The following is a 14,751-nucleotide window of genomic DNA, read 5'->3' as shown; positions in this document are numbered from 1 at the left end:
ATAAATCAGTTTAAAATAAAAAGCACAGAACAACATCAAATAACTGTTGTTCCATGCTCAACTTTATAAAATTAGTTTTCAAAAGCCTTAATCATTCGGTCAAGTAATTCAACATCTGTGTCACGAGAGTAAATATCCATAATCTCGTAAATTTGTGGAGCAGAAGTTGATCCAGTAAAGGCAAGATTTAATGGGAAGTATAATCCACGGCCCTTAATTCCCGTATCTTTACCTACTTCTTTGATTGCTTGACTGTAATCAAGATCTTCGCCACCGTTTTCAAGTTTAGCTTTTAAGCCCTTGAGAACAGCTAAAACATCTTCATTTGCGAAGTCCTCATTGTCCTTGAGTAGGTCATAGTTAAATGATTGATCAAGAACCGTATAGTATGACCATGCATATTGAATAACTTCAAGAAGCTTATTAACATCCCGTTGGTGAACCTTAATTGTCTTCTTTAGCAACTCGGTTAATTGATCTTCTGGAATACTTTGAAGGCGTTTAGCTTCTTCTGTTTCGCCTTCTTTAACTAATTGCATTGTCCGATCAGCTAATTCATCAACAGACATACTCTTAATGTATTGGGCATTCATCCAATCAAGCTTCTTTTGGTCAAAGTATGCTGGAGCCTTTGACATCCGCTTTGGATCGTAAACCTTAATCAATTCTTCCTTAGAGTAAATTTCCCGTTCGCCAACTGGAGACCACCCTAGGAAAGCAATGAAGTTAAAGATGGCTTCATGAAGGTATCCATGCTTCTTGTATTCACTAATGAATTGAAGGGTATCCTTATCACGCTTACTTAACTTCTTACGAGTCTTAGGATTAAAGATCAATGGGATATGACAGAATGTTGGGTGATCCCAGCCTAATGCTTCATAAATAGCAATTTGCTTGGGTGTGTTTGAAATGTGGTCTGCTCCCCGTAAAACATGAGTGATGTCCATCGTATGGTCATCAACAACTACGGCAAAGTTATAAGTTGGCATTCCATCACTCTTCTCAATGATAAAGTCACCACCGAGATTATCAGAGTTAAATGAAACATGACCCCGAGCAATATCGTCCCATTCATAGTCGTGGTCCTTAGGGAAGTGGAAACGAATAGTCGGCTTTAAGCCCTTAGCTTCAGCAGCCTTTTGTTCTTCCTCGCTTTTACCATACCAACGGCCATCATAATGAGGCGGTTCATTGTTAGCCTTTTGCCGTTCGCGCATTTCAGCTAATTCTTCTTCTGTTGAGTAATCCTTGTAGGCAATACCCTTGTCTAACAATTCTTGAATGTATTTGTGGTAAATACCTTCTTTGTTCCGTTCGCTTTGACGGTAAGGGGCATACTTTGGATTTGGCTTATTTGGACCTTCATCCCAGTCAATACCTAGCCAGTGAAGGTTTTCACGTTGGCTAGCTTCACCATCTTCAACGTTTCGTTTAGTATCAGTATCTTCAATTCGTAATACCATCGTACCGTCGAAGTGACGTGCAAATAAATAATTAAATAATGCTGATTGTGCATTTCCGATATGTAAGAAACCTGTTGGGCTAGGTGCATACCGAACTCTGACCTTTTGATCCATTATCTAAGACTCTCCTTTAGTAACTAATCAAGATAAAATCCTGATTTAAAATTGATTGCTAGACCCGCTAGCAGTCTTAAAAAACGTGTCGATGATTTAATTAACAACGTTTTTATTGCAACAAATATAATTGTATATGAAACAACATATTTGTCAATTCAACAATTTTTTCGCATTAAAAACACTTAGCAAGTAATTTTGCATAAGTGTTTTTTTAATTATCCAGTTATTAGTATTGTTCCATATAATGTTGGCGTTCCCAATCAGAAACATGTTGACGATAAGAAGCGTATTCGCGGGTCTTGGCCTCCATGAAGCTATGATACAGGTGTTCACCCATTGATCCCTTCACAACCTCATCAGTTGCTAATGACTTCAATGCATTGTGTAAGGTATCAGGTAAATCACGGATATCTTTTTCAGCCCGTTCTTCCTTCGTCATTGTGTAGATGTTTTCATCAACATTATGAATTGGTGGTAAGTTATTACGTAAACCATCAAGACCAGCCTCAAGAACAGCAGCAATTGCGAGATAAGGATTTGCTGATGGATCAGCAGATCGTAATTCTAATCGGGTTCCCATTCCCCGATCACTTGGAATCCGTACAAGTGGTGACCGGTTAGATGTCGACCATGCAACATAAACAGGTGCTTCGTAACCAGGAACTAATCGCTTGTAGGAGTTAACAATTGGGTTGCAGATTGCCGTATAGCTTCGGGCATGTTTCATCAAACCGCCCAAGAAATGATAAGCAGTTGATGAAAGCTGATCTTTATCATTTTCGTCAAAGAATGCATTGCTGCCATCTTTTTTAAATAATGACATGTTAAGGTGCATTCCAGAACCATTAATGCCTGACAGCGGCTTAGGCATAAACGTAGCATGGAAGCCATAGTTCTTAGCAATCGTCTTAACCACAAACTTAAATGTTTGAATATTATCAGCAGCCTCGAGGGCATCTGAATATTTAAAGTCAACTTCATGCTGACCAGGAGCAACTTCATGGTGAGCAGCTTCAACGTCAAAGCCCATCTTTTCAAGTGCAAGAACAATATCACGCCGACAGTCTTCACCCGGATCAGCTGGTTCCATATCAAAGTAGTTTTCCTTATCATTAAGGTTTGTAGTCGGATTCCCCTTATCATCAGTCTTGAAAAGGAAAAATTCTGGTTCAGGACCGATGTTAAAGTCTTTAAAGCCCATCTTCCGCATATCTTCAAGAACACGCTTTAAGTTATTCCGAGGGTCACCTTCAAATGGAGTACCATCAGTCTTGTAAACACTGCAGATTACTCGTGCAACCTTACCATGTTCAGCACCCCAAGGGAATGCAAGCCAAGTGGACATATCCGGATAAAGATACATGTCACTTTCTTCAATCCGTACGAATCCATCAATTGAAGAACCATCAAACATAATCTTATTATCCATTAGCTTATCTAACTGACTAACTGGCAAATCAACACTTTTAATCGTTCCCAACAAGTCAGTAAACATAACTCGTAAGAAATGGATATCTTCATCCTTTACCATTTGGCGAACTTCATCTTTTGTAAATACGTGTTTACCCATAAAATTTCATTCCCTTTCATACAATCAAAACAGAAATAGCTGACTATACCAATTCACCTAAATTCTGCTTCTCTCCTTAACACTGTGACTTAGAATAACAATAGCGAGCCCATAAGTCAATTCTATTTGAATGCTTTATATTAATTAAAAAAATCTCTTCTCTCATGCTTTATTTTTTTAACCAATCTTTTATAAATTGCTTAATTTGATTAATGTCATCCGGATGGCTCAAAATATCAAACCAATGCGTATCAGCCTTATTTCTAAACCATGTTAGTTGTCGCTTTGCGTAGTGGCGTGAATCCTGCTTAATTTTTTCAACTGCCTCATCAAGGGTAATTTCGCCATGAAAATAAGGAAATAGTTCATGATAACCAATTCCTTTACCAGCTGGAAGGTTTTCTCCCCCATGATCAAATAGCCATTTTGCTTCATCCAGCAATCCATTATGAACCATTAAATCAACTCGTTTATTAATTCGGTCATATAACACTGGGCGATCTGTTGTAAGACCGATTAAAAGAAAATCATTTGTCGCTTGGTACTGTGGCTGGTTTGAAAACAACTGTCCTGTCTTTTGAATTACCTCTAGCGCCCGAATAACTCGCCGCATATTAGCTTTTGGAATTTGTTCACTAGCAATAGGGTCTTGTTTATTTAATTGTTGCCAAACATATTCAGCGCCCTTTTCATTAGCTATCTTTTTCCATTTATTTCGGATGTCAAGCGTTTCTTGGTCGAATTTATCACTGCCAAGTGCAAGATTATCCGTTAACGTTTGCAGATAAAAGCCCGTCCCCCCTGCAATAATAGGCAGGTGTTTACGATTAGTGATCTCAACTATTTTTTGGTCTGCAAGTTGCTTAAAGCGAGCAGCCGAAAAGCGTTCATCAATATCACAAATGTTAATTAAATGATGGGGAATACCATCCATCTCTTTCGGAGTGACTTTAGCAGTTCCTATATCAAGATGTCGATAAACCTGCATCGAATCACCTGAAATCACTTCACCATCAAATTCATGCGCTAGTTTTATTGACAGTGCCGTTTTACCTACAGCGGTCGGGCCGACAATTCCGATTACTTTACTCATATTGACTCTCCAATTTTTATAAATTTTATGCTAAAACTTGTCCTTCTTACTGGTAAAACGCCATTAATTCTTGCATAATGGAGGTAACCTATAAATTCGAGGAGGTTTTATGTTATGAAACAATTAGCAAAGGGTATTTTAGTTGGTAGCTTGGCAACTGTTGCTGCTATTGCTAGCGGGGTTCTTACTTTCCATAAAACTGTTATTAAGCCAGCCGAAGAAGAGGAAGAAAAGTTTGACCAAAACCGTCGCGCAGCTATCCGTAAGGGTCGTTCCGCACACCAACTTTAATTTACAAGCTACATGCGAAAAAAGAGCCGGAAATCTAAATTTCTAGCTCTTTTTTTGTGGTTATTTTTGCAAGAAATTGGGTATAGATGCTTATTCAAAACATCCTGCCATCTTTGCGAGGATTGGAAAAAAGTTAACAGACTTTTGCCTATTTCCTAATACTTGGACTTTTTAGTCTTACCATCCCACGCACGGTACCCATCTTTTAGGATATAAAGGTGATTGTACCCATGCTTACCTAAAAACGCAACAGCTTGGGTACTCAATGTCATCCCTTCATCATACAAGTAAATTGGCAAGTCTTTCCGTAATTCACCATATTGTTGACGAAGATATGGATAAGGCAGGTTGCGTGCGCCTAAAATATGCCCTTGCTTAAAGTCATTTTCTTGTCGTAAATCAATTACTTGTGCTTTTCGCATTCCATTCTTAAAGTCGTCTTGACTAAGAACGGTTGCATATCTTTTACGACGATAGGTCTGAAATGCCCAACTAAAAATCCATACTAGCAAGATGATTAAAATTACTGCATTAAGAATCATCAAACCAGAACTAACTCCAAGTACCAATATCATTTCCCCTTATAAATTAATCTTCATTTACAAACTGACGAGCTAATGAAGCTGCACCAATAACACCAGCATCATTACCTAATTCAGCTAATTTCAATTGAGTTGAAGTCCGTACAGTTGGGAAAGCGAATTTTTCAAAGTTTTGCTTTACCCGCTTCAAAAGGAATTCACCTGCTGCAGAAACTCCTCCACCAATAACAAGGTATTCAGGATTTAGTGCATTACTTAAGTTTGCAGATGCTAAGCCAAGGTAGAAACATACTTCATCAACAACAGTATTTGCAAGGTAATCATTTTCCTTAGCAAGGTCGAAAACAATCTTAGCAGTGATCTCGTCACCATTGTCAATCATTGCCTTTAAGCGACTGTTACCTTCATATTCTTCGGCCTTGTCTTGAGCAATATGAACAATCCCAGTTGCTGAAGCATATTGTTCAAGGCATCCGTGGTTTCCACAAGTACAAAGGTATCCATCCGGCTTAACAATCATGTGACCAACTTCACCACCGGCACCAACTACCCCGTGGATAAGCTTACCATTAGAGATAAGTCCTCCACCAACACCAGTACCTAGTGTCATAAAGGCAACATCATCACCCTCGTTACCGGCACCTTTCCAGCGTTCACCAAGGGCAGCAACGTTAGCATCGTTATCAAGAGCAAATTGCATTCCAGTACCCTGTTCAATTTGTTCCTTAACATTTTGAGTTGTCTTCCAGTTTAAGTTGTAAGCACCGATAACTGTTCCTTTTTCACGGTCAATTGTTCCGGGAGTACCCATTCCAATTCCAATAAACTGATCGCGAGTCATCTTGTATAAATCAAGGTGGTGATTAATTGAGTCGATGATGTCCGGCACGATATGTGAACCATCATCCAAAATATTGGTCCGTAATGACCACTTTTGTTGGATTTCACCATTCTCCGTTAAAATTGCAAACTTGATAGTAGTACCACCAAGGTCAACACCAATTAATTTCTTAGCCATAATGATTCCTTTCTTGGGTAATTTTAGTATAATTTACCCCTTTTAATTCTCGTTTGTTCTTCACGATGCTCTTTACGCAAAACAATCTTTGCTTTTGTATATGTTGAATTGTCAACGACTCCGGATTGATAAAGATTATCTAACTCAATTGCCATTAATTCAATATCATACAATCGTTTACCAACATACACAAAGATATTAAATTCTTTGAGTAATTGTTGAACATCATATAGTGTGCGGTATTCTCGTGAGGTGACTGCCATAAATTATCACTTCAATTCTAGAGTTAAAATTATCAAACTCACAGTTAATATAGTGCCACTTAGAAAACGCTTTAGCAAGTCAACATTTCCTAATAGCGGCGCTCCAACAACAAATGCAATGAAAAATCCGCCAAATAGCCCGCCAATGTGTCCGGCTAGGTCAACACCTGATATAAAGATATCCATTACAATGTTAAGGACGACAAATAGCAAAAAGGTACGACTTAGGACACGAACAATAACGTTATGATGAAAGCAAACACCAAGCATCAAAAACGAGCCGAAAAGTCCGAAGATAGCTGTACTAGCTCCTGCCGAAACCGTTGAAGGCATTAAAACGGCACTTACTAGGTTACCAAAAATCGCACTTACAAAGTATATTATAACCATCCGCCAGTGGCCAAAGAACTCTTCAATATAACGCCCAATGTATAAAAGTGTCACACTATTAACAACCAAATGCGATAGTCCAACATGGAGAAACACAGGTGATATCAAACGCCACCATTGTCCATCCCTGATTAATGCAGTACTTCGCGCACCATTATTAAGTAAAACCGTCGTATTGGTTGAACCGCCTGCATAGACTAACCAGCAATAAACAAGTACTTGAAAAACTATTAAGGTAAGCGTTACTGGCGCTAGCCTAAGTCCCTGCGTCCGCATCTTTTATATCTCCGGCAAATACAATACTTTATCTATCTGCTGATCATGTTCTTCTGGAGTCCACTCGGTTTCCTCAGCTAACTGAGTCGTTAATGCCATGGAAACAGTTGGACCATCATACTTTTGAAGATACCGATCATAATAGCCACCACCAAAACCAATACGTTTACCAGAAGCTGTAAATGCTACTCCTGGTACAACCATTAAGTCAATCTCATCAGGAGAATAAACTTTACCTTCGTGGGGCTCTAACACCCCAAATGTCGTCTCATCAAAATCCGTATCTTCATTTAATTCGACAAATTCCATTTGGCGGTGCGGTAAAGTCCGCGGAACGACAATTTGCTGTCCCTTATGTCGCGCATGAAGGATAATCGGTGCAGTATCAATCTCAAAAGACTGACTTAAAGTAACTGCAATCGTCTTTGCATTCAACCATTCCGGCTGATCGTATAGCAGAGATGCTAATCGCCGTTCCTCATGCAGACGGGTTTTCAAGTCCAATTGTTGAAGGCGTGCAATATATGCTTGCCGTAATTCTTTTTTTGAATAAGCCATTATGTTATGACCGCTCCTTTATAGTGAAATAACAAACGGTATCAGACTTTATTATCACCGCTTGTGCGTATTTATGCAAGCGTTTTTTTATAAAAATAAATAAAAAGAGCTGGTTCCCCAGCTCTTTTTATTTTAGTCATTACTTGGTTTCCCGATGTAATGTAACCTTTTGTTCCCGTGGACAGTACTTGTTTAATTCAAGACGATCTGGGTTGTGACGACGGTTCTTGCTAGTTAAGTAAGTCCGTTCGTGGCATGAAGTACATTCAAGTGTAATGTTGACACGCATTATTTTGACCTCCAAACTATTACTTTTATTTAACGTGGTTATTTTTCGTAACCCTAACTCGTACAACTATATCATTTATTTTTCTATTTGGCTAGTAATTTATCAAAGTTTGTTAAGGAAATTTCCTTGACAGTTTAGATCAATCACCTAAACCTTTAGGACTTTGAACTGTCTTCCAATATGCCTCAAAGATTTGTTTTGCCATTGTTAGGTTAGCACCACCGTCTGAATTAGATGCTCCCGGAATTGCTAATGCAACTACTACCTGTGGATTATTAGAAGGAGCATATCCGGCAAAACTTATTGTCGTTGTCGAATGTGACTTGTAATAAGTTTCGGCAGTCCCGGTTTTACCAGATACCGATGGCTTAACGGTTGCCAGCGCTTTACCAGTAATGTAGCGGTTAGAACCATGCACCACTTGGTAAAGACCTTGTTTAACAACATCAAAGTCTGCTTTAGATGCAGGAATCGTTAACTGTACCTGTGGCTTTGTCGTGTATTCAACCGGCCCAAGCTCACCATTAGCCTTAGTACCCCGAATTTCTTTAACAATGTATGGCCGCATCCGGTTACCACCGTTAGCAATCGTTGACATATACTGAGCAAGCTGAATTAAAGTATACCCATCATAGTTACCATACGACAGGTCCAATGCTGAACCGATGTGCTTTTGGTCAGCGGGTCCTGTATATCCGCTTGTCTCACCCGGTAAATCAATTCCAGTTTTTACACCGAGACCAAACATGTTGAAGTATCCTCGTGCTTTAGCAAAAATACTTGGCTTCATTGTGATTTGCGCATTTGGCGAATACTTCATTCCTCCCTCTTTCATTAAGAGTTGCATCATGTAAGAGTTAGAGGAAACCTCTAGGGCAGTCGCCGCATTGACTGCCATATTAGCTGAGCCGCCATGGTTAAACCATGATCCCTTTGATGAAGTACCAGCAAGCTTAATCGGCATATCCGTTAAAGTATTATTTGTTGGTGTTATAACACCGTCCATCAAGGCCCCCATCACCATCGCCGGCTTTACAACCGATCCCATGGTAATTGGGTGGTTAATAGCACCGATCTCGTCAGGAGTCTCTTTACCGGTTTCCGGATCACGATCAATTCCGGCCATCGCGTAGATAGCACCTGTGTTAGGATTCATTACTACTGCATAGACCCCAGTTGAATACTGATTTCCAGCGGCTGCGTAATTATTTTTCAGAATTGATTGAACCTTTTTTTGGAACTTGGAATTAATCGTTAATACAAGGTTATCACCCTTTTTACCAGGATACTTAGTCTTTTCCTTCGTTACGTCATTTCCATTAGTAGTAACTTCGGTCTGTGACTTTGAGCCAGCCAGTGTTGATTGGAACTGCTTTTCAAGGTAGCTTTGTCCGACACTATCATTTCGTGAATAACCCTGAGCAAGTAATGAATTAACTTCATCACTCGGCAAACCAGTAGTTGATACGGTACCTGTTAATGACTGGATATCCGTCCCCTGTGGATAGTTCCGTGTCCAGGATGTCCCGATCTTTACCCCCGGCATCTCATTTAAGTGTTCACCGACAGCGGCCAGCTCCTTAGCACTCACCCCAGTCTCCTTAATATAAGTAGTCGAAAGCGAGTAGGCACCGCTCATTGCAGCGTAAATCCGTGCGTTATTCTTTTGCTGGTCTGTAAGCTCCCATGAATCAGGATGATCGCTCAAATATTTAAGAGCTTTATTGTACTTGGTATCTTCTGAATCATCAGATGATGTCTTTACATGTTTTAAAACACTCTTAAGCCGTCCCTTATCAGCGAGGTAGTAATCCTCCTCATTTCGATCAGTTAAGCGTGAATTTTTGTTAGAAACAGAAACATACCTTCCTAAAAGATTAGCGATTCGATAAAGCTCATCACTAGTCACATTTGCTCCTTTAGTATATGTAATAGCCTGATGAGTTTGGTTACCAACAAGGACATTCCCTTGCGAATCATAAATCATCCCTCGCTGCACATTATTAGTCTGCGTTGTTGTATCTGATCGCTTGACCTCCGCTTTGAATGATGTTCCCTGCAGAACTTGAAGGTAAAACAGTCGAATAGTTAACGCTAACAGTAAGATACCAACAATCCATAGCAGCATATTTAGCCGAAATGGAATAATTGACTGCGCATTTTGACGCTTTTTGGTGCGTGAACCAAATAAGTTCATTATTCGATCAAAAAATTTCACAGTTTTATAATTCTCCTTCATCGTAGTGAATCTATTTTAACAAAAATTACCTGCCTTAACAGATAATTACCACTACTAACGTGAAAATAATACTCTTTATTTTATAAGAAATGAAGAATTTATTCCAATGATTTAATGAAATTTAATGAACAATAGTAATGAATATCATTTTGAAACAGGATATGATAGTGTGGATGTGTTTATTTAATTGAGAAGAAGGAGAAATTTGCTGTGTTTTTATATCAACATCATCGCTTATATCGACACAAAATTTTAATTACAAGTTTCTTATTGCCTGTTATTTTGATGGCCTGCTATTTTGCATACCGTCAAATGACTCCTTTTGGCAAAAGCAGCTTGCTAACTGTTGACCTTGGTCAGCAATATGTCGATTTTTTTAGCTATCTCAGAAATACCCTGCTCCATCATCCAAGCAGTTTCTTTTATTCATTTAGCAAAGGATTGGGTGGTGAGATGTTTGGTACCAATGCATATTACTTATTGAGTCCGCTAAATCTAATTTTATTATTTTTCCCTGGTCAACATCTTGCAACCGGGATCACAATTGTCACCCTTGTCCGCTATGGTCTTGCGGGCTTAAGCTTTGCCTGGTTATTACAAAAGACAAAGCTGCAACAGGGATGGCGGATCTTAGCATTTAGTACTGTTTATTCAATGAACGGCTGGATGATTGCCAACCAGTTGAATATGATCTGGCAAGATGCTTTGATCATTTTGCCATTAATTATATGGGGATTACTTAAACTAATTTATCAGCACAAAGTCGGAACATATATTAGCTGGTTGGCTGTAATGCTGATTGATAATTACTATATGGGGTGGATGATTGCAATCTTTACCTTGCTATTCTTCTTATGGCAAACACCAGCACTAGCAAACTGGCGGCATCGGGGAGTTACTTTTCTCCGCTACTTGGGCGGTTCTCTTCTCGCCGCCGGTATTTCAGCAGTTATTTTATTGCCAACATTCTATGCGTTAATGCAAAGCAAGGGTACCTACACTGAAGCCAAAATTCATAGCCGTTTTGAGTACTTTGTGCCTAAGATGCTTGGTAAGCTTGTTCCCGGATCCTTTAATTTCAATCAAATGCCTAGTGGTCAGCCTAATATTTATATCGGAATGCTGCTGATGCTGGGTGCATGTCTGTACTTCTTCGATACGCGTTTTGACCTTCGGCGGCGGCTTATCGGGGCTGGAATTTCAATTTTCTTTATTCTCTCATTCTGCTACGAACCACTTGATCTTTTATGGCATGCAGGACAATTTCCTGTCTGGTACCCTTACCGTTTTTCCTATCTCTTTTCTTTCTGGTGTATCTATCTTGCTGCCAAGGTAATTCAACCTGACTTTAAGATAAAAAGGCGCAGTGCTGTCATTTTGACGATCCTAATTATTGCAATTTACTGGTATGTCGGAACGCTCAATCTTTCCTACATCAATAGCAATCAGCGAAATATTGGTTTATGTTTTGCATTGATTGCTGTGTGCTGTCTCTGCATCCCCCGCACTAATTCACCACGATTATATGACGCACTATTAGTTCTCCTTGCAGTTTGCGATATTGCGATGAGCGGTTATACCGCCTTGAATAAAATTTCATATGTTTCTCAATCCGAATTTGGTAACTATACGGTTGCCCTTGATAAGGCAGTTAATAAGCTTAAAAAGAATGATGATGGCTTCTATCGGGTAGCAAAAACATTCATGCGGACTAAAGATGATCCTTTTCAAGCAGACTTCAATTCCGGCGATCACTTTGGTTCAACTTTGGAGCCGCCTATTCCTGCTTTCATGGGTGCAATCGGTCAACCGGATGGCGATGGCTTTATCACTTACAGCAACGGGACCCCAGTAAGTGATGCGCTTCTTGGCTATAAATACACCATGAGCGCCCGCAACACTTCTGCTGGCAAAAATTTACCACTATCAGGATACCGTCCTGATTGGTATAGCTATCCCCTTGTTAATACCACTCCTGCCGTTAACCTTCGTGAAAATTCACATGCACTGCCAATTGCTTTTGGCGCTAACGCAGCGATTCTTAACCTTCAACGCTCCACAATGGACCCGCTTAATTATCAGTCGCAAATCTTTCAAACATTAGCAGGGCGACCAACTTTTCATTCATTGTTTGCAGTCCAAAATTTTAGCTCAGTTAAATTTAATAATGTTCAGACCGCCAAACAGATTACTGGAACCATTTTCCGAAAACAGAACCTGCTAAAACCAGCCTCTGTTCAGCTTGAATTTATACCGCCAACTAATGACTCCTACTATTTAACTTTAGGTCCAAATGTAGAAGAAGACGCAACAATTACGATGAATAATAAACATTTCACCCAATACGATACTTTTCGTAATACAGTCGTTATTAACGCGGCTCATGATCAAAAAGGGAAAAAAGTTGTTATTAATCTCCAGCTAAAAAAGGCTACTTTATGGATGCAAAATGTAAGTATTTATCAGTTAAAACAACGACCATTTATTGCTAGTCTAAGGACACTCCAAAAGTCACCACTTAAAATTACATCATATAGCAGTAATCGAATATCCGGAACTGTAACTCTTCACCAGAAACAGCGTGTATTGATGACGACAATCCCAGCATCAAAAGGGTGGCATGTTAAGGTCGACGGCAAAACTGCTACTACCCGAACGGTCCTTAATACTTTCATGGCTGTTCCGATGACACCCGGAAGACATCACGTTGAGTTTTACTATCGACCGCCACTTCTTATTCTTGGCTTAATAATTACAGTAATAAGCTTAGGAACAACTGGTTGGTGGGTAAAAAAACAGCATCAGCAAAAGTCACTATTTGATTAAAAATAAAGATCTTTAGTATTTAGCCAGTTTGGCAATAATGCTAAAGATCTTTGTTTTATTTATTATTAGTGTTGAGAAGCTCCAGTAGAAGCATCTGCCTTATTATCAGGGTGGTCATCTTCATCATGAATAATCCCGGCTACATCTGGGGTATCATCATTTTCGTGTTTGAAATGAAATACCGGTCCATCTTCCTTTTCATCATAGTCAACAGTAGTTACAAGATCCTTGAAGAACCAATCATCTAGCGAATTAATATGATAATTAATACCATCCTTCTCTACTTCCAAAATTGGGTCAACCGGCCGATCTTCACGGGTAAAGCCTTGTGAAAAGCCATGATGAACCTCTGTTTGACCATATGTTTTACCATAAAATTTAATACCGTTGCCCGGCTGTAGTCCCATTTCATTACGAAACCATTGGCTTGCACTGTCTGTAATAATTAATTTCATATTCAATTCATCCTTTTTGTCTATTGGTATTGCTTATTTACTATAACATAGTAAATAAGCAATACCAACGACCACAATAAAAAGGAGCTAGATATGTTATCTAACCCCTCATTATTAACCTTTAGTCAACCTTAATAATCTTTAATTTGAGTGTACCATTAGGAACTTCAACTTCGACTACTTCGCCGACCTTGTGACCCAATAGTCCCTTTGCCATTGGCGATTCGTTAGAAATTTTACCATTGAATGGATCAGATTCAGATTCACCAACGATTTGGTATTCTTCTGGTTCTTCGTCTGGTAATTCTTGAATAGTAATTGTCCGTCCCATGGATACTTCATCCTTATCGACATCCTCGTTGTCAATAATTTCAGCGTATTGAAGCATGTTTTCAATCTGAGCAATCCGGCTTTCAACCATTGCCTGCTCATCCTTCGCTGACTCGTATTCGGAATTTTCAGACAAATCACCATAACTACGAGCAATCTTTATTCGCTTGATAACTTCAGGTCGACGCTTCAAGCGATATTCTTCAAGTTCATCCTCAAGCTTTTTCTTCCCTTCAAGGGTCATTGGAAAAGTTTTTTCTTCAGCCATTATAAACACTCCTCATAATTTATCCAGTGCAACATTACCATTTCTGCTTTAGCTTGTAAATACCTATCGCAATTCCGTGTGTCCACGTTTTACTAAAATATCGCGAATCTTTGTAGATAGTAAGTCAATTGCAACCTGGTTTTCGCCACCCTCTGGCACAATAATGTCAGCATAGCGCTTAGTTGGTTCGACAAACTGATGGTACATCGGCTTAACCGTAGCCAAGTACTGAGTAATAATTGAATCAAGCGACCGGCCACGTTCTACCATATCACGCTGAATCCGGCGAATAATCCGAATATCATCATCCGTATCAACGTAAACCTTAATATCCATTAAATCCCGCAACCGTTCATCGTCAAGAATCAAAATTCCTTCTAAAATAATTACATCGGTCGGTTCTACATGGACGGTCTTATCTGAACGTGTGTATTGCGTATAGTCATACACCGGCATCTCAATAGCCTTGTTACTCCGCAAATCCGTAAGCTGTTTGATTAAAAGATCAGTATCAAACGAAAGAGGATGATCATAGTTTACCGCCTTACGCTCATCCATTGTCATATCCGCCTGATCGTTATAGTAAGTATCCTGATTAATAATCTGAATTGCCTGCCCATGCAATTGATCGTAAATCTTATTACTTACTGTTGTCTTTCCGCTACCGGAACCACCCGTAACACCAATGACTACTGGTCGCTTCTTCTGTTGAATACTCATCAATCCGTCTCCCTCATTAAACTTTCTAATCTGAAATAGTATA

General features: G+C 39.3%; 15 protein-coding genes. 2 read left to right on the top strand and 13 right to left on the bottom strand.

The window, feature by feature from the left end:
• Positions 1–71: 71 nt before the first annotated feature.
• The 3 genes from gltX to miaA form a co-directional block, all read right to left on the bottom strand.
• Complete coding sequence (gene gltX, locus IEU90_RS07955; protein WP_153710315.1) at positions 72–1,577, bottom strand: glutamate--tRNA ligase; 1,506 nt, start codon at positions 1,575–1,577, stop codon at positions 72–74.
• 229 nt (positions 1,578–1,806) lie between these two features.
• Entirely contained in the window at positions 1,807–3,150 is a 1,344-nt protein-coding gene (gene glnA, locus IEU90_RS07950) for a type I glutamate--ammonia ligase (RefSeq protein ID WP_153710316.1), read from the bottom strand.
• Between the two features lie 169 nt (positions 3,151–3,319).
• Positions 3,320–4,243 (bottom strand): tRNA (adenosine(37)-N6)-dimethylallyltransferase MiaA, encoded by a 924-nt coding sequence (miaA, locus tag IEU90_RS07945; RefSeq protein ID WP_188357959.1) that lies wholly within the window; start codon positions 4,241–4,243, stop codon positions 3,320–3,322.
• Positions 4,244–4,357: 114 nt separating this feature from the next.
• Here miaA and IEU90_RS07940 point away from each other — a divergent pair, with 114 nt between their 5' ends.
• Positions 4,358–4,534, top strand: coding sequence for a DUF3042 family protein (locus IEU90_RS07940; protein ID WP_003664039.1), 177 nt, complete (start codon positions 4,358–4,360; stop codon positions 4,532–4,534).
• 155 nt (positions 4,535–4,689) lie between these two features.
• On the opposite strand, the gene IEU90_RS07935 is transcribed toward IEU90_RS07940, so the two are convergent.
• The 7 genes from IEU90_RS07935 to IEU90_RS07905 form a co-directional block, all read right to left on the bottom strand.
• Positions 4,690–5,109, bottom strand: a complete 420-nt coding sequence (locus IEU90_RS07935; protein WP_153710318.1) for a rhodanese-like domain-containing protein — start codon at positions 5,107–5,109, stop codon at positions 4,690–4,692.
• A 13-nt stretch (positions 5,110–5,122) separates the two neighbouring features.
• Positions 5,123–6,094: an ROK family glucokinase gene (locus tag IEU90_RS07930; RefSeq protein ID WP_153710319.1), complete on the bottom strand. Its 972-nt coding sequence runs from the start codon at positions 6,092–6,094 to the stop codon at positions 5,123–5,125.
• A gap of 23 nt (positions 6,095–6,117) precedes the next feature.
• The gene (locus tag IEU90_RS07925; protein ID WP_153710320.1) at positions 6,118–6,357 is read right to left on the bottom strand and encodes a YqgQ family protein; all 240 of its coding nucleotides are present in this window, start codon (positions 6,355–6,357) and stop codon (positions 6,118–6,120) included.
• A 6-nt stretch (positions 6,358–6,363) separates the two neighbouring features.
• The gene (locus IEU90_RS07920; RefSeq protein WP_153710321.1) at positions 6,364–7,023 is read right to left on the bottom strand and encodes a rhomboid family intramembrane serine protease; all 660 of its coding nucleotides are present in this window, start codon (positions 7,021–7,023) and stop codon (positions 6,364–6,366) included.
• A 3-nt stretch (positions 7,024–7,026) separates the two neighbouring features.
• Complete coding sequence (locus IEU90_RS07915; RefSeq protein ID WP_153710322.1) at positions 7,027–7,581, bottom strand: 5-formyltetrahydrofolate cyclo-ligase; 555 nt, start codon at positions 7,579–7,581, stop codon at positions 7,027–7,029.
• 139 nt (positions 7,582–7,720) lie between these two features.
• A complete protein-coding gene (gene rpmG / locus IEU90_RS07910) occupies positions 7,721–7,870 on the bottom strand; it encodes a 50S ribosomal protein L33 (protein ID WP_003664049.1) in 150 nt (49 codons plus the stop codon).
• Between the two features lie 139 nt (positions 7,871–8,009).
• The gene (locus IEU90_RS07905; RefSeq protein ID WP_188357958.1) at positions 8,010–10,109 is read right to left on the bottom strand and encodes a peptidoglycan D,D-transpeptidase FtsI family protein; all 2,100 of its coding nucleotides are present in this window, start codon (positions 10,107–10,109) and stop codon (positions 8,010–8,012) included.
• Between the two features lie 210 nt (positions 10,110–10,319).
• Here IEU90_RS07905 and IEU90_RS07900 point away from each other — a divergent pair, with 210 nt between their 5' ends.
• Complete coding sequence (locus IEU90_RS07900; RefSeq protein WP_188357957.1) at positions 10,320–12,935, top strand: YfhO family protein; 2,616 nt, start codon at positions 10,320–10,322, stop codon at positions 12,933–12,935.
• 65 nt (positions 12,936–13,000) lie between these two features.
• On the opposite strand, the gene IEU90_RS07895 is transcribed toward IEU90_RS07900, so the two are convergent.
• The 3 genes from IEU90_RS07895 to udk form a co-directional block, all read right to left on the bottom strand.
• Positions 13,001–13,390, bottom strand: coding sequence for a HesB/YadR/YfhF family protein (locus IEU90_RS07895; RefSeq protein WP_153710324.1), 390 nt, complete (start codon positions 13,388–13,390; stop codon positions 13,001–13,003).
• 121 nt (positions 13,391–13,511) lie between these two features.
• Positions 13,512–13,988, bottom strand: coding sequence for a transcription elongation factor GreA (greA, locus tag IEU90_RS07890; protein WP_153710325.1), 477 nt, complete (start codon positions 13,986–13,988; stop codon positions 13,512–13,514).
• A gap of 63 nt (positions 13,989–14,051) precedes the next feature.
• Entirely contained in the window at positions 14,052–14,708 is a 657-nt protein-coding gene (udk, locus tag IEU90_RS07885) for a uridine kinase (protein WP_153710326.1), read from the bottom strand.
• Between the last annotated feature and the right edge of the window lie 43 nt (positions 14,709–14,751).

This window comes from Limosilactobacillus caviae (assembly GCF_014635905.1).
In the GTDB taxonomy this organism is placed as follows: Bacteria; Bacillota; Bacilli; order Lactobacillales; family Lactobacillaceae; genus Limosilactobacillus; species Limosilactobacillus caviae.
This window is presented reverse-complemented; position numbering and strand designations above follow the sequence as displayed.